At 58.6% G+C, this 17,280-nt stretch carries 21 protein-coding genes; 13 read left to right on the top strand and 8 right to left on the bottom strand.

What is annotated here, in order from left to right; translation table 11 throughout:
- The first annotated feature begins 34 nt into the window (after window positions 1-34).
- The 9 genes from H9C73_RS08575 to hisD all read left to right on the top strand — a co-directional run bounded on the left by H9C73_RS08575 (window position 35) and on the right by hisD (window position 6,623).
- Window positions 35-844 carry an ATP-binding cassette domain-containing protein gene (locus H9C73_RS08575; RefSeq protein WP_209287408.1) on the top strand — a complete coding sequence of 270 codons (810 nt, stop codon included), beginning with the start codon at window positions 35-37 and terminating at the stop codon, window positions 842-844.
- Window positions 845-846: 2 nt separating this feature from the next.
- Complete coding sequence (gene mlaE, locus H9C73_RS08570; protein ID WP_209287407.1) at window positions 847-1,629, top strand: lipid asymmetry maintenance ABC transporter permease subunit MlaE; 783 nt, start codon at window positions 847-849, stop codon at window positions 1,627-1,629.
- Between the two features lie 2 nt (window positions 1,630-1,631).
- On the top strand, window positions 1,632-2,090 hold the full coding sequence (mlaD, locus tag H9C73_RS08565) for an outer membrane lipid asymmetry maintenance protein MlaD (protein WP_209287406.1): 459 nt from the start codon (window positions 1,632-1,634) through the stop codon (window positions 2,088-2,090).
- A gap of 1 nt (window position 2,091) precedes the next feature.
- Window positions 2,092-2,754: an MlaC/ttg2D family ABC transporter substrate-binding protein gene (locus H9C73_RS08560; protein ID WP_209287405.1), complete on the top strand. Its 663-nt coding sequence runs from the start codon at window positions 2,092-2,094 to the stop codon at window positions 2,752-2,754.
- On the top strand, window positions 2,735-3,031 hold the full coding sequence (locus H9C73_RS08555; RefSeq protein WP_209287404.1) for an STAS domain-containing protein: 297 nt from the start codon (window positions 2,735-2,737) through the stop codon (window positions 3,029-3,031). Before H9C73_RS08560 ends, H9C73_RS08555 begins: the two co-directional genes overlap by 20 nt.
- Window positions 3,032-3,124: 93 nt before the next feature.
- Window positions 3,125-3,364: a BolA family protein gene (locus tag H9C73_RS08550; RefSeq protein WP_209287403.1), complete on the top strand. Its 240-nt coding sequence runs from the start codon at window positions 3,125-3,127 to the stop codon at window positions 3,362-3,364.
- A 19-nt stretch (window positions 3,365-3,383) separates the two neighbouring features.
- On the top strand, window positions 3,384-4,646 hold the full coding sequence (gene murA, locus H9C73_RS08545) for a UDP-N-acetylglucosamine 1-carboxyvinyltransferase (protein ID WP_209287402.1): 1,263 nt from the start codon (window positions 3,384-3,386) through the stop codon (window positions 4,644-4,646).
- Between the two features lie 22 nt (window positions 4,647-4,668).
- The gene (gene hisG, locus H9C73_RS08540; RefSeq protein ID WP_209287401.1) at window positions 4,669-5,319 is read left to right on the top strand and encodes an ATP phosphoribosyltransferase; all 651 of its coding nucleotides are present in this window, start codon (window positions 4,669-4,671) and stop codon (window positions 5,317-5,319) included.
- Window positions 5,316-6,623: a histidinol dehydrogenase gene (hisD, locus tag H9C73_RS08535; protein WP_209287400.1), complete on the top strand. Its 1,308-nt coding sequence runs from the start codon at window positions 5,316-5,318 to the stop codon at window positions 6,621-6,623. The genes hisG and hisD overlap by 4 nt, the downstream gene beginning before the upstream one ends.
- A gap of 52 nt (window positions 6,624-6,675) precedes the next feature.
- On the opposite strand, the gene H9C73_RS08530 is transcribed toward hisD, so the two are convergent.
- Entirely contained in the window at window positions 6,676-7,821 is a 1,146-nt protein-coding gene (locus tag H9C73_RS08530) for a trypsin-like peptidase domain-containing protein (RefSeq protein ID WP_209287399.1), read from the bottom strand.
- An 83-nt stretch (window positions 7,822-7,904) separates the two neighbouring features.
- Here H9C73_RS08530 and H9C73_RS08525 point away from each other — a divergent pair, with 83 nt between their 5' ends.
- A complete protein-coding gene (locus tag H9C73_RS08525; protein WP_209287398.1) occupies window positions 7,905-8,666 on the top strand; it encodes a Nif3-like dinuclear metal center hexameric protein in 762 nt (253 codons plus the stop codon).
- Window positions 8,667-8,703: 37 nt separating this feature from the next.
- Here the strand turns inward: H9C73_RS08525 and H9C73_RS08520 are convergent, their stop codons facing one another.
- On the bottom strand, window positions 8,704-9,273 hold the full coding sequence (locus H9C73_RS08520; RefSeq protein WP_209287397.1) for a YhcB family protein: 570 nt from the start codon (window positions 9,271-9,273) through the stop codon (window positions 8,704-8,706).
- A gap of 229 nt (window positions 9,274-9,502) precedes the next feature.
- Here H9C73_RS08520 and H9C73_RS08515 point away from each other — a divergent pair, with 229 nt between their 5' ends.
- The gene (locus H9C73_RS08515; protein WP_209287396.1) at window positions 9,503-11,044 is read left to right on the top strand and encodes an HDOD domain-containing protein; all 1,542 of its coding nucleotides are present in this window, start codon (window positions 9,503-9,505) and stop codon (window positions 11,042-11,044) included.
- Here the strand turns inward: H9C73_RS08515 and H9C73_RS08510 are convergent.
- The 3 genes from H9C73_RS08510 to H9C73_RS08500 are packed head-to-tail and all read right to left on the bottom strand — an operon-like array spanning window position 11,041 to window position 13,311.
- The gene (locus H9C73_RS08510) at window positions 11,041-11,610 is read right to left on the bottom strand and encodes a cob(I)yrinic acid a,c-diamide adenosyltransferase (protein WP_209287395.1); all 570 of its coding nucleotides are present in this window, start codon (window positions 11,608-11,610) and stop codon (window positions 11,041-11,043) included. The two genes, H9C73_RS08515 and H9C73_RS08510, sit on opposite strands and share 4 nt — an antisense overlap.
- On the bottom strand, window positions 11,607-12,410 hold the full coding sequence (gene ppk2 / locus H9C73_RS08505; protein WP_236014179.1) for a polyphosphate kinase 2: 804 nt from the start codon (window positions 12,408-12,410) through the stop codon (window positions 11,607-11,609). The genes H9C73_RS08510 and ppk2 overlap by 4 nt, the downstream gene beginning before the upstream one ends.
- Window positions 12,403-13,311 (bottom strand): ketopantoate reductase family protein, encoded by a 909-nt coding sequence (locus H9C73_RS08500; RefSeq protein WP_209287393.1) that lies wholly within the window; start codon window positions 13,309-13,311, stop codon window positions 12,403-12,405. Before H9C73_RS08500 ends, ppk2 begins: the two co-directional genes overlap by 8 nt.
- Window positions 13,312-13,386: 75 nt before the next feature.
- Between H9C73_RS08500 and H9C73_RS08495 the strand changes: the two genes are divergently transcribed.
- On the top strand, window positions 13,387-13,869 hold the full coding sequence (locus H9C73_RS08495) for a YajQ family cyclic di-GMP-binding protein (RefSeq protein ID WP_209287392.1): 483 nt from the start codon (window positions 13,387-13,389) through the stop codon (window positions 13,867-13,869).
- A 33-nt stretch (window positions 13,870-13,902) separates the two neighbouring features.
- Here the strand turns inward: H9C73_RS08495 and H9C73_RS08490 are convergent, their stop codons facing one another.
- The 3 genes from H9C73_RS08490 to H9C73_RS08480 form a co-directional block, all read right to left on the bottom strand.
- Window positions 13,903-14,118: a PA4570 family protein gene (locus H9C73_RS08490; protein WP_209287391.1), complete on the bottom strand. Its 216-nt coding sequence runs from the start codon at window positions 14,116-14,118 to the stop codon at window positions 13,903-13,905.
- A 75-nt stretch (window positions 14,119-14,193) separates the two neighbouring features.
- Window positions 14,194-15,528, bottom strand: coding sequence for an AmpG family muropeptide MFS transporter (locus H9C73_RS08485; RefSeq protein ID WP_209287390.1), 1,335 nt, complete (start codon window positions 15,526-15,528; stop codon window positions 14,194-14,196).
- An 89-nt stretch (window positions 15,529-15,617) separates the two neighbouring features.
- On the bottom strand, window positions 15,618-16,379 hold the full coding sequence (locus H9C73_RS08480; RefSeq protein WP_209287389.1) for an SDR family oxidoreductase: 762 nt from the start codon (window positions 16,377-16,379) through the stop codon (window positions 15,618-15,620).
- Between the two features lie 296 nt (window positions 16,380-16,675).
- On the opposite strand from H9C73_RS08480, the gene H9C73_RS08475 reads away from it, so the two are divergent.
- Window positions 16,676-17,164 (top strand): FxsA family protein, encoded by a 489-nt coding sequence (locus tag H9C73_RS08475; RefSeq protein ID WP_209287388.1) that lies wholly within the window; start codon window positions 16,676-16,678, stop codon window positions 17,162-17,164.
- Window positions 17,165-17,280: the final 116 nt, after the last annotated feature.

Here is a 17,280-nt window from a genome sequence, read left to right as displayed (position 1 = left end):
GCTTTATTGAATGGAAGCAGGAATGTGCCAATAGATGAAGCCTGATAACGATTGCATCATCGACATCCGTGACCTGACCTTTCATCGTGGAAGTCGTGCCATCTTTGAGCGCGTCAATATTCAGGTCCCGCGAGGCAAGGTGACCGCGATTATGGGCCCTTCAGGGACCGGCAAGACTACGCTGCTCAAGCTGATAGGGGGGCAGTTGCACCCCGATGAAGGTCAGATTCTGCTGGACGGCACCGATATTCCCGGCTTGGGGCGGCGTGAGCTGTTCGAGGCGCGCGAACGCATGGGCATGCTGTTTCAGAGCGGTGCCCTGTTTACGGATATGAGCGTGTTCGACAATGTGGCGTTCCCGCTGCAGGTCCATACCGAGCTGCCTGACGACATGATTCGCGACATCGTGTTGATGAAACTGCAGGCGGTCGGCTTGCGCGGCGCGCGTGACCTGATGCCCAGCGAGCTGTCCGGTGGCATGGCGCGGCGTGTGGCGCTGGCTCGTGCGATTGCGCTCGATCCGGATATCGTGATGTACGACGAGCCGTTTACCGGGCAGGACCCCATCGCCATGGGCGTGCTGGTGAACCTGATCCGGCGTTTGAATCAGGCACTGGGACATACCAGTATCATCGTGTCGCACGACATCAAGGAAACGCTGGGCATTGCGGATTACATTTACATTCTGTCCGACGCGCATGTGATTGCACAGGGCACGCCGGAAGAGCTGGCGGAAGTCGAGTCGGAACAGGTCAGGCAGTTCATGCAGGGGTTGCCGGATGGTCCGGTGCCTTTCCACTACCGTGCATCTGACCTGATGCAGGACCTGCTGGAGGGGCAGTAACAATGTTGGACATGCTACAAAGGCTGGGCCATCGAGGGCTTTCACGGCTGGCGGCGCTGGGGCGTGCCGGCCAGATTCTGCTGCTTTCGCTGCTGGCGCGCCCTCAGCCGCTGACGATGGCACCACTGGTGCTGCGGCAGATCTATTCGGTGGGTGTGCTTTCACTGGTCATTATCGTGGTATCCGGTGCCTTTATCGGAATGGTGTTGGGGCTGCAGGGGTATACCATTCTGGTCGATTACGGCTCGGAACAGGCGGTTGGCCAAATGGTTGCCTTGAGCCTGGTGCGTGAGCTTGCACCGGTCGTGGCGGCGCTGCTCTTTGCCGGTCGTGCCGGCTCGGCGCTGACGGCAGAAATTGGCCTGATGAAGGCGACCGAGCAGCTGGCGAGTCTGGAGATGATCGGTGTGGACCCCCTGCGACGCATTATTGCACCGCGGCTCTGGGCCGGCTTCATCAGTATGCCGTTGCTGGCGATCATCTTTGCCGTGGTAGGCATCTGGGGTGGCTCCCTCGTGGCCGTTGACTGGCTGGGTATTTACGAAGGCTCTTTCTGGGCCAACATGCAGCAGTCCGTGGATTTTTACGAGGATGTCCTCAATGGCATCATCAAGGCGGTCTGCTTCGGGATAGTGGTGACATGGATAGCCGTGTTTGAGGGGTACGACTGTATCCCCACTTCTGAAGGAATCAGTCAGGCGACGACCCGGACGGTGGTGTATTCATCACTGGCCGTACTGGGGCTGGATTTCATCCTGACGGCAGTGATGTTTGGAGAACTCTGAAAATGCGTATGCGAAACGTGGAAATCGGTGTCGGTGTCTTCATGCTTGCCGGTATCCTTGCGCTGGTGGTATTGGCGCTGAATGTCAGCGGGCTGAATCTTTCTCAGCAGTCGGACGGGTACAAGGTATATGCCCGCTTCGATAATATTGGCGGTTTGACACCCCGTGCCAAGGTGTCCATGTCAGGGGTGCAGATTGGCGAAGTGACCGCCATTCGCATTGATACGCGGATGCTGATGGCAGAAGTGGAGATGGAAATCTTCGACGACGTGGATTACCTCACCACTGACAGTTCTGCCAGTATCCTCACCGCAGGACTGCTGGGAGAGCAGTATATTGGTATTGTGCCCGGAGCCGAGGAAGAGACTCTGGCGGATGGCGATTACATTCAGGACACTCAGTCCGCACTGGTGCTTGAGGAACTGATCGGCAAGTTCCTGTTCAACGAAGTAGGTGATTAACATGATCAAGCAATGGATTCTGGCCGCGATGACGGCACTGGCCCTGGTGGCAACCCCGGCAGCCGCGCAGGCAAGCTGGCAGGAAGCCAGCACGGTGGTCGATGAGGCAACCCGAGACATGCTGGCGCTGATGGAGCGTGAAGAGTTCGGTAACACTGAAAACCTCGAGCCGCTGATGGCAGAGATCGAAAAGGTGATTTCACCGGTGGTGGACTTCCCCTACATCGCCAAGCGTGTCATGGGCAAGTATTACCGCCGTGCCACGGATGCTGAGCGTGAACGCTTCGCCGAGGTGTTCAAGACCACCTTGCTGAGAACCTATGCCAAGTCCATTGCAGGCTTCGAACTGGACCGCTACAAGATCCAGGCACCGGGTGCCGAGAGCCCCGAGCCGGAGAAGCAGGTGGTGACGGTTGAGGTCGGTTCCGGCAACGGCGAAACCTACTCGCTGGTATATTACATGCTCAAGCAGGGTGACCGCTGGACACTGGTCAACGTGATGGTGGACGGTATCAACCTGCGTATCACCTTCCGTAACCAGTTCTCCGACCTGTATCAGCAGCAACGCAGCATCGGTGACACCATCGAAGCCTGGGCGGCCAAGATGCAGGATGTAAAGCTGGAAAAAACGGCAGGCAACGACGATGACAGCAGTGAAGGTTGAGCAGGTCTCTGCCGAAGAGATACGGCTGAGTGGCGACATGATCTTTGCGACCGTGCTGTCGGCACGCACGTCGCTGCTGTCGCTGTTGTCCAGCGCCAGTGGCACCTGTCGTGTGGACTGGTCCGGCATCGACCGGGTGGACAGCTCGGCGCTTTCAATGTGGCTGGTGTGTCAGCGTTACGCACAGAGCCGTGACCTGAAGCTGGTGCTGGAAAATCCGCCGTCCGGGTTTTCCTCCATCGCCGGGCTGGTCGGTCTGGCGGACCGGCTTTCTTGAATGGGGGAAGGGCGACGCGTCGCCTTTCAGCCCCCGTTTCGATAACATTTACATATTCTGGAATGCAATCTAATCACGAGGTAAGGGCTACGCATGCAGGCTGAAGAGGTAAAACAGATTCTGGAACAGCAGCTTGAAGGCTGCACTGCCATTACCGAAGGCGAAGGCTGTGATTTCAGCGTCACCGTAATCGGTGAAGTCTTTGCCGGACTGACACCGGTTAAGAAGCAGCAGCTGGTGTACGGCTGTCTGAGTGAGCACATTGCCAACGGCAGCATTCACGCCGTGACAATCAAGACCTACACCCCAGAACAGTGGTCAGCCCTGAGCTGATACCCGGCGGAAGACCCTGATGGACAAATTGATAATTGAAGGTGGCGTACGCCTGAACGGCGATGTGCGCATTTCCGGTGCCAAGAACTCGGCACTGCCCATTCTGGCGGCCACCCTTCTGGCTGATGAGCCGGTCACGATCTGTAATCTGCCGCACCTGCATGACATCACGACCATGCTTGAACTGCTGCGCCGAATGGGCGTGGACCTGGTGGTCGATGAAAAGCTGAGTGTCGAGATTAACGCCAACACCATTCATGACCTGTGCGCGCCTTATGATCTGGTTAAAACCATGCGCGCCTCGATTCTGGTGCTGGGGCCCCTGCTGGCTCACTTTGGCCGTGCCGAAGTGTCGCTGCCGGGTGGTTGCGCGATCGGCAGTCGTCCGGTTGACCTGCACATTCGTGGCCTTGAAGCGATGGGTGCGGATATCCAGGTGGAAGGCGGCTATATCCGTGCTCGCACCAATGGTCGACTGAAGGGCGCGCGTGTTTTCTTCGACACGGTGACGGTGACCGGTACCGAAAATATTCTGATGGCGGCTGCACTGGCGGATGGCGAAACCATCATTGAAAACGCAGCCCGTGAACCCGAGATCGTGGATCTGGCGAACTGCCTGAATGCCATGGGTGCAGACGTCCGCGGTGCCGGTACCGATACCATCACGGTATACGGTGTCGAGTCCCTCAAGGGGTGCCGCTATTCTGTCCTGCCGGATCGCATCGAAACCGGCACCTTCCTGGTGGCCGCAGCCGCCACGGGCGGTCGAGTGAAGTGCAAACACACCCGTCCCGATATTCTGGATGCCGTGCTGCAGAAGCTGATTGAAGCGGGTGCGGACATCGAGACCGGTGAGGACTGGATCAGCCTCGACATGCATGGCAAGCGGCCCAAGGCCGTCAGCGTGACTACCGCTCCCTACCCGGCATTCCCGACCGATATGCAGGCGCAGTTCGCTGCACTGGACGTGGTCGCCGAAGGCGTGGGCAAAATTCGCGAAACCGTGTTCGAGAATCGTTTCATGCACATGCAGGAGATGATTCGCATGGGCGCGGATATCTCCATCGAAGGGAATACCGCCGTGATCGAAGGGGTCGACAGCCTTCAGGGGGCGCCGGTGATGGCGACCGACCTGCGTGCATCGGCCAGCCTGGTTATCGCGGCACTGGTGGCCGAAGGCGAAACTGAAATAGACCGCATCTATCATATCGACCGCGGTTATGAGTGTATCGAAGAGAAACTGCAGCTGCTGGGCGCACGCATCCGTCGTGTTCCCGGCTAGAGCTGAATGAGCGAAGAGGCCCATGAAACAACAGCTGACCATTGCCCTCTCGAAGGGGCGCATCCTGAAAGAGACGCTGCCACTGCTGGCGGCGGCTGATATTGTTCCGGCTGAAGATATTTTCAGCAGCCGCAAGCTGATCTTCGATACCAACCATGACCATATCAAGCTGGTGGTGATTCGTGCCACCGACGTGCCCACCTACGTTGAATACGGTGGCGCAGATATGGGGATCGCCGGCAAGGATGTGCTGATGGAACATGGCGGCGCGGGGCTGTATGAGCCGCTCGATCTCGAGATTGCCAAGTGCAAGCTGATGGTTGCGGGCATGAAGGACGCGGCTCCCGTTGAAGGCCGCATGAAGGTGGCGACCAAGTTCGTTAACCTGACCCGTGAGTACTTTGCCCGTCAGGGGTGCCAAGTCGATATCATCAAGCTGTATGGTGCCATGGAGCTTGCGCCGATCATGGGGCTGGCGGATCGCATTGTGGATATTGTCGATACCGGCAACACCCTCAGAGCCAACGGGCTGGAGCCGATGCAGCATATCGCCGATATCAGCTCCCGGCTGGTGGTAGGACAGCCGTCGATGAAGATGAAACACGCAGTGATCCAGCCCATTCTGGATCAACTGCAGCGTGCAATCGATGCACAGCGCGAGGGTGTGGCATGAGTATCAATATTCGCCGCCTGGATATGAACCAGGCAGGGTTTGATTCCGAACTGGAAGCGTTGCTGGCCTGGGAAAGCGTTTCGGATACCCGGGTCAATGCAATTGTGGATGAGGTGATTGCACGGGTACGTGCCGAGGGCGACGCCGCGTTGGTGGAATATACCAACCGTTTCGATCGCACGCAGGCCACAACCATGCAGGATCTTGAACTGGGGCAGGCGCGCTTGCAGCAGGCGCTGGACGGGCTGCCACAGGCGCAGCGTGAAGCGCTGGAGCAGGCCGCTCAACGAGTGCGTGCCTACCACGAACGTCAGAAGGGCGAGTCCTGGCAGTACACCGAGGCCGACGGCACCATGCTGGGTCAGCAGATTACGCCCATGGATCGCGTCGGGATCTATGTGCCCGGCGGCAAGGCCGCTTACCCGTCGTCGGTGCTGATGAACGCACTGCCGGCACACGTGGCCGGCGTGAAAGAGATCATCATGGTTGTCCCGACACCGGACGGCACGCTGAATGAACTGGTACTGGCGGCGGCAGCGCTGGCGGGCGTCGATCGCGTCTTCACGCTGGGCGGTGCTCAGGCGGTGGCCGCACTGGCCTATGGTACGGAAACCGTGCCGCGCGTTGACAAGATCGTGGGCCCGGGGAATATCTTCGTGGCGACCGCCAAGCGTGCGGTGTTTGGTACCGTCGGGATCGACATGATTGCCGGGCCTTCCGAGATTCTGGTGGTGTGCGATGGCAAAACCGATCCCGACTGGATCGCGATGGACCTTTTCTCACAGGCGGAACATGACGAGGATGCCCAGTCTATCCTGATTGCGCCGGATCAGGCCTATCTGGATCAGGTAGAAGCCAGCATCAACAAGCTGCTGCCGACCATGGAGCGCCGTGAGATTATTGAGGCTTCCCTGCAGGGACGCGCGGCCCTGATCAAGGTGAATGATCTTGAGCAGGCGGCCGAGCTGAGCAACCGCATCGCGCCGGAGCACCTTGAGCTGTCCGTGGAAGACCCGGAAGCGCTGTTGCCATCGATTCGCCATGCCGGCGCCATCTTCATGGGACGCTACACGGCTGAGGCGCTGGGAGACTACTGCGCAGGCCCCAACCACGTCCTGCCGACTTCCGGCACTGCACGTTTCTCATCACCGCTGGGCGTATACGACTTCCAGAAACGCTCCTCGCTGATCATGTTCTCGCCGGACGGTGCATCAGAAACCGGCAAGATTGCATCGGTACTGGCACGGGGGGAAAGCCTGACCGCGCATGCCCGTTCTGCGGAGTACCGTATCAAGGATCAGTGAAGCCGCGGATGGCTCAAAAAAAAGCGCCCTGAGGCGCTTTTTTTATATCCGCTTACTGCCGGCTGGGCGGGCGCTCGCCAACTTGTGCATCCAGACTCATCTCATGTCCGTTTCGCAGCACGCCCAGTGTAATACGATCACCCGGCTTGAGCCCCGCGATGCGGTTCATCTCAAGACGGCTGCTGCGGACGGTTTCACCGTTGATGGACAGGAGCACATCACCCGGCTGCAGCCCGGCCTTGTGCGCGGGGCCGTTGCGGAAAATGCCTGCGACCACCAGACCCTTGCGATCACCAACGCCGAAAGATTCAGCCAGCCTTGGGCTGAGCTCCTGAATTTCCACACCCAGCCAGCCACGAATGACGCGCCCATGCGTGATCAGATCCTGCATCACCTGTCGCGCCAGGCTGGAAGGGATAGCAAAACCGATGCCCTGTGATCCCCCTGATTTGGAGAAAATGGCGGTGTTGATGCCGATCAGGTTGCCGTGTGCATCCACCAGTGCGCCACCCGAGTTGCCCGGGTTGATCGCGGCATCGGTCTGAATGAAGTCCTCATAGGTGCTCAGGCCAAGGCGGTTACGACCGGTGGCGCTGATGATCCCCATGGTGACCGTTTGGCCAACACCAAAAGGGTTGCCTATCGCCAGTGCCACATCGCCGATACGCAAATCGTCGTTGGCAAAGGTAATACTGGGCAGATCTTCCAGGTCGACTTTCAATACCGCCAGATCGGTTTCCGGGTCGACACCCACCACGTCGGCGACCGCCTCACGCCCGTCTCGCAGTGCGACAATAATGCTGTCCGCACCCGAAATAACGTGGTTGTTGGTGACGACATAGCCCTGCGGATTGAGAATCACCCCGGAGCCCAGACTGGATTCGATGCGCTCCCGCTGCGGCAGCTGGTCGGCATTGAAAAAATTGCGGAAGAAGGGGTCATTCAACAGTGGATTAACCGGCTGACGCACCAGTGTACGGGTATAAATATTCACCACCGCCGGTGCAGCCTGGTCCACGGCATCCGCATAGGAGACCACACCGCTTGAGGGCAGTGCCGTTGTATCAATACTGGCGGCTTCCCGTATTTCCACACGGTTGACCGGCGGAGAGACAAGCCCCGGCCATAGCTGCAAAATCAGCAGAGCAGCCAGGATGCCGGTTACAACAGGCCAGATCAGATAGGAAATTCGTCGCATTGGCTTGATTGCACCTGTGAATCATTTAGGTATGCGATAATTATACGTTTGCGGAAACTGTTTGAACAATTGCGGAGGTCACCATGTCCACAACGCTGAAAGAGCTACAGACCTATATTGATCAACTGCTTGAGGTGCCCCGTTTCAAGGATTATTGCCCCAATGGCTTGCAGGTCGAGGGGCGGCCTGAAATCTCGCGCGTACTGACCGGTGTGACGGCCTCTCAGGCGCTGCTGGATGAGGCCGTTCAATGGCAGGCGGATCTGGTGCTGGTCCATCACGGTTATTTCTGGAAGGGGGAGGCTGAGCCGATTACCGGTATCAAGCGCCGCCGCATTCAGACACTGCTGGCCGCTGATATCAACCTGATGGCCTATCATCTGCCGCTGGATGCGCATCCGACACTGGGCAATAACGCCCAGCTGGCGCAGTTGCTGGGGATCCAGATGGAAGGGCCGCTGTCGCCGGGTGAGAGCCCCGCGATCGGCAATGTGGGCACACTGGCGTCACCGATGACGCTGCAAGCGTTTGAAGCGCGTGTTGCCGAGGTGCTTCAGCGCGAGCCTCAGACCATTGCGGGCGGGGATCACACTATCGAGCGTGTTGCCTGGTGTACCGGCGCAGCCGAACGCATGATCGATCTGGCGTTGGCACAGGATGCAGACCTGTACCTGAGTGGCGAAATTTCAGAACCCGTTGTGCATGTGGCGCGAGAGGCGGGCATTCATTACATCGGGGCCGGTCACCATGCAACGGAGCGCTACGGTGTTCAGGCGCTGGGTGAGCATCTGGCGGCGGAGTTCGGGCTGGAGCACCGTTTCGTGGATATCGACAACCCGGTATAAGGCAGGCTCAGGCGGCTGTGCCGCCTGAGAATGGAGCTTACTGAGGCTTGCGGGACTCGGTCTCGCCGTCCTTTTTCTCCAGCTCCGGATCTTCGGCATAGGCCGTGGGGTCGGTTCCGTGCGGGTTATCGACCGCTTCGGCTTCCGCCTTTTCCTTCTGTTTCAGGCCGTACTCCTCTGACAGGGTACCGGCTTCGTCCGGGCTCTTGGGCGCGTAATCGCGCGGCGGCTCGGGCAGTTCATCCTGCTCGTCGTTGTCGAGCGCATCCGTCACGGTGGGAATGCTTTGCCCCAGCTGGGCCTGCTCCTGCTGCTGCAGTGCGGCCGATACGGGAAGGCCGGGGCAGAGCGTTTCAGCGCTGCTGGCCAGGTGGTGGTACACCTTGCGGTACTGCTCACTGAGCCCGTTTACCAGCTCAGCCGTTTCCTCAAAGTGGGATGATACCTTGTGCTTGTAACTGTCCAGTTCGGCACGGGCTTCGTCGAGTTCATCGACCAGCTCCTGTTCACGGCTTGAGCTGCCACCGGCGCGGCCCAGCAGAAAGCCGATCAAGGCGCCAATGCCGAGCGCTACAAGAGTGATTATCCAGATATTGCTTTGTTCCACGCATCAATCCTCGGTCGCTCATGGGTGATGGGGTCATCTTAAAACAAAGTGAGACTGAAGCCCATGCGCCCATCACAGTATTGCACCGCTCGGATCGCTTCGCTCCAGAGCCTTTGGCGATGCCCGGGGTTGCGCGTTTCAAATCAACGTTTGACGGGGCCGTGTTCTGATATACTGACGCGTGTAGGCTACACGAAACATCGACCCCTGTTGCGCTTAAAGGATCAGTGTGAAGTATCAACAGACGCTTAATTCCATCTATTCGCGGCTGGACCGGCTGGGTGATCTGCCCGTCTTCAGTGCGACGGTCAACCGGATCCGCCAGGTCAGCAGCTCGCGCCAGAGTGATGCCATGGCGCTGGCCATGGCCGTCATGAAGGATGCCAACCTGTCGACCAAGCTGCTCAAGATTGCGAATACGCCGACGTACAACCGCAGTGGCGGCCATATCAGTGCCGTGTCCAGAGCCGTGGTGCTGATCGGCTTTGAGCGGATCCAGAACCTCTGTGTCACGCTGAAACTGATCGAAAGCTTCCGAGATGAACAGCCCGATAGCCTGATTGAACCCTTGCTGATCCGTGCATTCCTGAACGCTTCCATGGCGCGTGAGATGGCAGCGGCTGCCAATATCCGCGACATAGAGGAAACCTACATCTGCGGTCTGCTGTACGGCCTTGGCGAAATCATCGTGGCTTTTACGCTGCCGGATACCTACCGGGACATGTTGCGCCAGAGAGTGGCGGCACGTGAAAGCTGGGGCCGCATTCAGTTGCAGGCGCTGGGGGGCAATTTCAGCGACATTGGTCAGGACCTGGCACAGGGTTGGGGGTTTCCCAAATCCGTGGTTCAGGCGATGGACCCGATGACGGCCGACCAGCTGACCGGGGGGCGCAAGGCCAACTACAGCCTGGCGTCTGGCTGCCATGACCTGCTGGAGCTGATCTATCAGCGTGATACGGCGGATGAACTCGACTACGACAAGCTCATGAATGGCCTTGCAGATGTTACCGGCCAGCAGCCGGAGCAGCTTGAAGCGCACATGGACGAATCCTTCCGTCAGCTGTGCGATTTGGCGGAAGAGTATGGTCTGGCACACTCGGTGATCAGCCCGAAAATGACCGAGAGCGAAAATGAGTCGCTGAACGATCTGACCCGTCGTCTTGCCTACTATGTGCATTCACGGGAACACCGTCAGCGTGATACCCAGCCGGCCGCCGAGCCGGCCTCGCCCTCAGTCGATCGCCAGTCGCTCTGGATGGAGCAGCAGCTGCAGTACCTGCAAAAGCTGAATGACCTGATTGCCCAGCAGGCCAGTGCCAGCCAGCTCATCGAAGTGGCCGTCAAGGCCGTGGTGGACTGCTGTGGCCTGGAGCGTTCCGCGTTCTGCCTGTTGGGAGGCCTGGGGCGTGAGCTGAAGGTACGCTTTGCGGCCGGTTATGACTGTACGACGCTGGAGCACTTTTTCCAGCTGCGGCAGGGCGATGCGGACAGCACGCTCTTCTTCCGCATTCTCAGCAAGCGAATGACCCTGCTGGTGCCGGACGCGAACGAGCCCGGCTGGCGCGAGCGCCTGCCGGACCGTTTTCTGGATCAGGTGCAGCCGCAGGGGTTTATCATGGCGCCTCTGGTCGTCAAGGAGCGCCTGATCGGTTTGCTCTACGCCGACAAGCTGAGTACGGGCAGCACGGTCGAAGACGAGGAGTTTCGGGTATTCAACCAGTTCCTGGTGCAACTGCGGCTGGGACTCGAGGTGATGCAGGGGCGGCGCTAGCCCTTGCCCGAGGGGGAGCGTGGCTGCCACAGAATGTCGCCCCTGTTGTCCTCCCGGTTGAGGCAGCGGGCCGCTACAAACAGCAGGTCCGACAGGCGATTCAGGTAGGCAACGGCCTGCGGGTTGACGGTTTCGGCGTCTGCCAGCTCCACCAGACGCCGCTCCGCACGTCGGCAAACCGTTCGGGCCAGATGCAGTTGAGCGGCTTCTCGGCTGCCCCCGGGCAGGATGAACTCCTTGAGCGGAGGCAGGGTTTCGTTCATGCGGTCCAGTTCCGCTTCCAGCCACTCGACCACCTCAGCCGTCATGACCGTATAGTCCGGGCTGTTGACCGCCAGCTCGCCGCCCAGATCGAACAGATCGTTCTGTACCCGGCGCAGCAGACACAGCAGCGGGTCTCTGTCGTCTCGTTCGGCCAGTGCACAGCCGAGCAGTGAATTCAGTTCGTCCACATCCCCCAAGGCTTCGATGCGAGGATGGTACTTGGGCAGGCGGCTGCCATCCGCCAGGCCGGTCTGGCCCTTGTCACCACTGCGGGTGTAAATACGGCTGAGTCGGTTGCTCATGAGGGGTCCTGTGTAGTGTTGGCTTTCAGGCTCAGGTGAGCCGGCTGAACGATCAGTGGATCAGGCTCAAGCTCCAGTTCCGGGTTGGCATCCGGGTAGGGTAGCTCGCTCAGAATAAATTTCAGTGCATTCAGGCGTGCCCGCTTCTTGTCGTCCGACTTGATCACGGTCCAGGGGGCATCGGCGGTATCGGTATGGAAGAACATCGCTTCCTTCGCTTCCGTATACGCATCCCACTTGTCCAGTGATGCCATGTCGATGGGCGAGAGCTTCCAGTGTTTCAGCGGGTCTTCACGGCGCGCCTGAAAGCGTCTGAACTGCTCTTCCCGGCTGACCTCGAACCAGAGTTTGAACAAACGAATGCCACTACGCACGAACATGCGCTCCAGTTCAGGGGCTTCACGCATGAACTCCAGATATTCCGTCGGGGTGCAGAAGTCCATCACTCGTTCGACACCGGCCCGGTTGTACCAGGAGCGGTCGAACAGCATGATCTCTCCGGCGCTCGGGAGGTGCTTGATATAACGCTGGAAGTACCACTGCGTCTTCTCACGTTCCGTTGGCTTTTCCAGCGCAACTACGCGAGCGCCACGAGGGTTGAGGTGCTCCATCACGCGCTTGATGGTGCCTCCCTTGCCGGCGGCGTCACGGCCTTCGAAAATAATCAGGATTTTCTGGCCGGATTCCTTCACCCAGCGCTGGACCTTCAGCAGCTCAATCTGCAGTTGTCTTTTCTCGGCCTCATACAGGTCACGTTTGAGCTTTTTCTTATATGGATAGCTGTCCGGCAGGTTACTCATCAGGTGGAAACTCCTTTGCCACATTCAAGTTGCGGACCTGCTCCAGCAGGGCCTGGTTGACCGGGACGCTCAGTCCCAGGTGTTCAGCCTGGCGGCATAAAAATCCGGTGATATGTTCGATCTCGGTCGGACGGTGTAGCCGTATGTCCTGTAGCATGGATGAAAGGTTATTCCCTGTCGACTGCGCGACCGCTTCGGCCTGCTCGGCCAGTGGCGTATCAAACAGCCGGATCTCCAGTGCCCTGGCAACGGTTTCGACTTCATGGCATACCTGTCGGAGCCTTTCGTGCCGTGCCGGGTCCGTCAACAGTTCACTATTGCGGCAGTGATGCAGGGCCGTCAGCGGATTGATGGCACAGTTGATGGCCAGCTTGCGCCAAAGCACAGACTTGATGTCGGGTGTACTCTCCAGGTCGATCTCCAGTGCCCCCCAGCCGTCAGACTGCAGCATCTGGTTTGTCCCCCAGGGGCCTATCCGGGTCGAGCCGAGACTGACCAGTTGCAACCGGGTGGGGGACTCGCGCCAGGCACCCGCCGTGGTGGTGGCGGCCCAGAGTAACTGCGATGGCAGCAGGCGCGCTGCAGCCTCATGTTGCCCCATGCCGTTTTGCAGCAGCACGACCTGAGCATCGGGTGTCAGACGGGGGATTATCTGTGCCAGTGCCGCTTCGGTCTGCTGAGCTTTTGTTGTCACCAGCAGGTGTTCGATGTCGGGGCCTTCAGAGCTCAAGGCTTCTGTCGCGGGCTCGATGCCTGAAGTCCCCCGGCTGCTGATAATCTCGATGCGTTGATGCTTGGCATCTGGCTGGCGCTGCAACAGGGTCACCCTGTGACCGGCCTGCAGCAGCAGGCTGGCCCAGAGGGTGCCGATCGCGCCGGGCCCAAGAATGTACCAGTGCATGTATACTCCGCTGGAAAAAGTGACAGGGTGTCCCCATATAGGGGACTGTAACCCGATATTAACAGGAGATGCGCAATGCCTTCATTTGATGTGGTATCCGAGCTGGATATGCACGAAGTCACCAACGCCGTTGATCAGGCCAATCGTGAGCTGCAGAGTCGCTATGACTTCAAGGGCGTCAATGCCGGTTATGAACTGAGCGGTGAGAAGGTGCAACTTGAAGCCGAGGTGGATTTTCAGCTGCAACAGATGCTGGAAATGCTGAAAGCCAAGCTGACCGGGCGCAAGATCGACATCAAGTGTATGGAGATCAAGGAGCCTGAGCTGGGCGGAGTCAAGGCGCGTCAGGAAGTGGTGCTGCGTCAGGGGCTGGATCAGGCGCTGTGCAAGAAAATCACCAAGACGGTCAAGGAATCGAAGCTGAAGGTCCAGACACAGATTCAGGGTGAAAAGGTACGCATCACCGGCAAAAAGCGCGACGATCTGCAGCAGGCGATTGCGCTGCTGCGTGAAGCGGATATTGAGCTGCCGCTGCAGTTCAACAACTTTCGAGACTGACAGGCAGGGCCTTCTGGCCCCGCCCGTTGCTGTCTAGTCCTGGCAGCACAGCAGAAACAGTTCACGTGCCAGTGCCTGCTGCTCGCTATCGCTGCCGTGGTGAAAGTCGGCGGCCACCAGGCCGCCTTTATCCAGCAGCCGGTTCAACTGTGCCCCCTGCCACTCCAGCAGGGTCATGCCACTTGCCTTGTCGCTGATGGTCAGTTTGGGTTCCGGGTGATCCAGCCAGGCGTTGATCTGAAAAGTCATCTTACCTCCCTGCATGAAAAAGCATCGAAGCTTCACTATAGCGAGGCGATCTCAGCGTGTAAATAATAATGATTATTATTTACTATCATCCTGTCTGATGCGGTCGATCCGGTGTCGAACCGTCCACAGCATCAGCAGCGACGGCAGCACCATCAGCGCCGTTACCACGAAAAAGCGTTCCCAGCTGCCCAGCCAGTCAACGGTATAGCCACTGAAACCGGCCAGCGTGGTGCGACTGAGGTTGCCGAGAGAGGCCAGCAGCGCGTACTGGGTCGCGCTGAATGCACGTCCGGTCAGCAGTGTCAGGAAGGACACGAATGCGACTGTCGAGAAGGCGGTGGTGAAGTTATCCACAATCAGTGTGAGCAGCAGCAGCCACTCGACGGGGCCGGCCGCTGCAATGAGCGCAAACATCAGGTTGCTGGCGGCCATGGCACTGCCGCCCAACATCAGGCCCTTGACCACGCCGAAGCGTGTGTTGAAGGCGCTGCCCAGCAGCGTGAACGTGACCGTGATAAACCAGCCAAACAGCTTGGTGTACTCGCCGATCTGTTCGTTGCTGAAACCGACTTCCTTGTAAAACACCACGGACATGCGGCCCAGGAAGGCTTCGCCAATCTTGAACAGAAAGATGAACAGCATCAGCATCAGGGCCACCTTGATACCGTTCTTGCGGAAAAATTCGGCAAAGGGCTCGATCAGCGTCACGGCCAGCCAGCTGAGCCAACGGCGTTGCGGCATCTCCTGGGCATAGGCCTGCTCGGCACTGGCCTGGAGTGCGTCCCGGGCTGTGCTGGGCTCGCGTACACACAACGTAAACAGCATCAGGACAACCAGTACGCCGGCCATCATCAGATAGACGGTATTCCAGCCCACCTGATCGGCCTGGGCAAACGCCAGATACCCCGGCCAGGCATAGCCGGTCCACCAGCCGATTACCGCCATGGCGGCGGCCGGTGGCAGAGAGTCCTTTTCGTGGGGGGCAAACTGATCGATACGAAAGGCATCGACCGCAATATCCTGAGTGGCTGAACTGGCGGCAACGCCCAGTGTCAGGGCGCCGGCCAGCAGCAGCTGGGACGACGGATCGATGGTGGTGAGTGACAGAATGAACACCAGCATGCTCAGCTGAGTCAACAGAATCCAGCTGCGGCGCTGTCCCAGACGGGAAATACCGGGCAGACGTACTCGGTCAATCAGGGGTGCCCAGAGGAAATTGATCGCATACACGGTGGCGACACTGCCCAGCAAGCCGATTTCTGCGCGGGCGATACCGGCATCCGCCAGCCAGCCGCTTAACACGCTGCCTGTGAGCAGAAACGGGAAGCCGCTGCAGCAGCCCATCAGAAAGATCCATAGCAGTCGGATGTCGCGATAGCGGCGAAAGGTATCTGTCCAGCTGTGTGCCATGGATTGGCTCCCTGCTTGGTGAAAGCAGGTGAGTATATCAAAGTCGAGCTGAATGGCAGGGGCACGGCCCGAAGGCCGTGCCGAATCGGCTAGATGCGCAGGGCGCCGTCGATTTCGAGGCAGCGACCGTTCACGTAGTCGTTTTCAAAAATGAAGCTGACGGTTCTGGCAATTTCTTCCGGCTTGCCCAGGCGCTTGGCGGGGATACCGGACGCAATCTTTTCCAGTGCTTCGGGTTTCATGCTCATTACCATCTCGGTGCCGATGTAGCCCGGTGCGATGGAGGCAGCGCGAATGCCATAGCGTGCCAGCTCCTTGGACCAGGTCACGGCCATCGCCTGTACACCGGCCTTGGTGGCGGTGTAGTTGGTCTGGCCCATGTTGCCGGAGCGGGAAACCGAAGAAATATTGATGATGCAGCCTTCGGAGCCGGTTTCGATCATCTTGATGGCGGCTTCGCGGCCACACAGGAAGGTACCGGTCAGGTTTACGTCAATCACCTGATTCCACTGCTCAAGGGTCATTTTACCGACCACCTGGCCCTCTTTGGCCTTGATGAACAGACCATCACGGGTGATACCGGCATTGTTGACCAGACCGTTGATCGCACTGAAATCGCGGGCGATTTCGGTGAACAGTTGTTCAACCTGAGCCTCATCAGCAACGTTGGCGGTGTAGGTGCGAGCTTCGACGCCTTTTTCCATGCAGAGGCCGGCCGTTTCGTCCAGGTCGTCCTGGTTGAGGTCGACCAGTGCCAGCTTGGCGCCCTTGTCGGCCAACTCCAGTGCCATCGCGCGGCCCAGTCCACGGCCACCACCTGTTACTACGATTACTTTGTCTTTGAGCTCCATGGGTATCACCTCTTTTTTGGATACTTTCTTATTGTGCAGTGCGTCATATTGCAGTGCAACAATTTAGTTGTCATCGTCCAAAAAGTCTATATCTGCCATGAAAATGACATTAAAAGGCGTAATAATCGAATATTTTTTGCCTTCCGTGTTTGCGCGATATGCTCGCAAGTGCTTGTTGCTATTAGGGTTTTTACTTATTTGTTGATCGGGTGGATCATTGTTCCTGTGCTTGGTTGAGCCGAACAAAAATGAAACAATCCCGTCCAACGGGCAAAGGTTCACTCCAAGAGGCTGTCATGCGTTTTCTGTTTTTGCTGTTCATCATCGTTCCGATCATCGAAATCACGATCCTGATCCAGGTGGGGCAGGCGATAGGTGCCTGGTATACGGTTGGTCTGGTTCTGCTGTCTGCGTTTATTGGCGTCAACATGCTGCGTCAGCAGGGGCTGTCGACGCTGGCGCGGGCGCAGCAGCGGATGGATCAGGGCGAAGTGCCCGGCCAGGAAATGGTCGAAGGTATCGTGCTGGCCGTGGGCGGCGCTCTGCTGGTGACCCCGGGGTTCGTGACGGATGTGGTGGGGTTCAGTTGTCTGATTCCCGCCATTCGCAAGACAGTGGTGAAAGGGCTGCTGAGCCGCTTTACCATCATTGCGGCGGGTCAGGCCGGTACGCATGCACACTATTCAGGGCCACATGGGCCACATGGGCCGCATGGGCCACATCAGGACTCTGTGCCGCCCCGCGAAGGCGATATCATCGACGGCGAGTATGAACGCCGGGACTGAAATCCTTCTGTTTCTGACTTGAAAAACCCGCCACTGCCCCCACTGTAGGACACAGGATGTGGGGCACCGCCCGCTGCAAAAAAAATTGCAGCTCAGGTATTGAAAACCTGTTGGTC

The sequence above is a fragment of the Marinobacterium alkalitolerans genome (genome assembly GCF_017776525.1).
GTDB classification, from domain to species: Bacteria; Pseudomonadota; Gammaproteobacteria; order Pseudomonadales; family Balneatricaceae; genus Marinobacterium; species Marinobacterium alkalitolerans.
Note: the sequence above shows the minus strand (reverse complement) of the source record. Positions and strands in the feature narration are given on the sequence as shown.

Coding starts and splice junctions, on each gene's coding strand:
- H9C73_RS08575 (WP_209287408.1), top strand. CDS start 35: ATGAAGCCTGATAACGATTGCATCATCGACATCCGTGACCTGACCTTT.
- mlaE (WP_209287407.1), top strand. CDS start 847: ATGTTGGACATGCTACAAAGGCTGGGCCATCGAGGGCTTTCACGGCTG.
- mlaD (WP_209287406.1), top strand. CDS start 1,632: ATGCGTATGCGAAACGTGGAAATCGGTGTCGGTGTCTTCATGCTTGCC.
- H9C73_RS08560 (WP_209287405.1), top strand. CDS start 2,092: ATGATCAAGCAATGGATTCTGGCCGCGATGACGGCACTGGCCCTGGTG.
- H9C73_RS08555 (WP_209287404.1), top strand. CDS start 2,735: ATGACAGCAGTGAAGGTTGAGCAGGTCTCTGCCGAAGAGATACGGCTG.
- H9C73_RS08550 (WP_209287403.1), top strand. CDS start 3,125: ATGCAGGCTGAAGAGGTAAAACAGATTCTGGAACAGCAGCTTGAAGGC.
- murA (WP_209287402.1), top strand. CDS start 3,384: ATGGACAAATTGATAATTGAAGGTGGCGTACGCCTGAACGGCGATGTG.
- hisG (WP_209287401.1), top strand. CDS start 4,669: ATGAAACAACAGCTGACCATTGCCCTCTCGAAGGGGCGCATCCTGAAA.
- hisD (WP_209287400.1), top strand. CDS start 5,316: ATGAGTATCAATATTCGCCGCCTGGATATGAACCAGGCAGGGTTTGAT.
- H9C73_RS08530 (WP_209287399.1), bottom strand. CDS start 7,821: ATGCGACGAATTTCCTATCTGATCTGGCCTGTTGTAACCGGCATCCTG.
- H9C73_RS08525 (WP_209287398.1), top strand. CDS start 7,905: ATGTCCACAACGCTGAAAGAGCTACAGACCTATATTGATCAACTGCTT.
- H9C73_RS08510 (WP_209287395.1), bottom strand. CDS start 11,610: ATGAGCAACCGACTCAGCCGTATTTACACCCGCAGTGGTGACAAGGGC.
- ppk2 (WP_236014179.1), bottom strand. CDS start 12,410: ATGAGTAACCTGCCGGACAGCTATCCATATAAGAAAAAGCTCAAACGT.
- H9C73_RS08500 (WP_209287393.1), bottom strand. CDS start 13,311: ATGCACTGGTACATTCTTGGGCCCGGCGCGATCGGCACCCTCTGGGCC.
- H9C73_RS08495 (WP_209287392.1), top strand. CDS start 13,387: ATGCCTTCATTTGATGTGGTATCCGAGCTGGATATGCACGAAGTCACC.
- H9C73_RS08490 (WP_209287391.1), bottom strand. CDS start 14,118: ATGACTTTTCAGATCAACGCCTGGCTGGATCACCCGGAACCCAAACTG.
- H9C73_RS08485 (WP_209287390.1), bottom strand. CDS start 15,528: ATGGCACACAGCTGGACAGATACCTTTCGCCGCTATCGCGACATCCGA.
- H9C73_RS08480 (WP_209287389.1), bottom strand. CDS start 16,379: ATGGAGCTCAAAGACAAAGTAATCGTAGTAACAGGTGGTGGCCGTGGA.
- H9C73_RS08475 (WP_209287388.1), top strand. CDS start 16,676: ATGCGTTTTCTGTTTTTGCTGTTCATCATCGTTCCGATCATCGAAATC.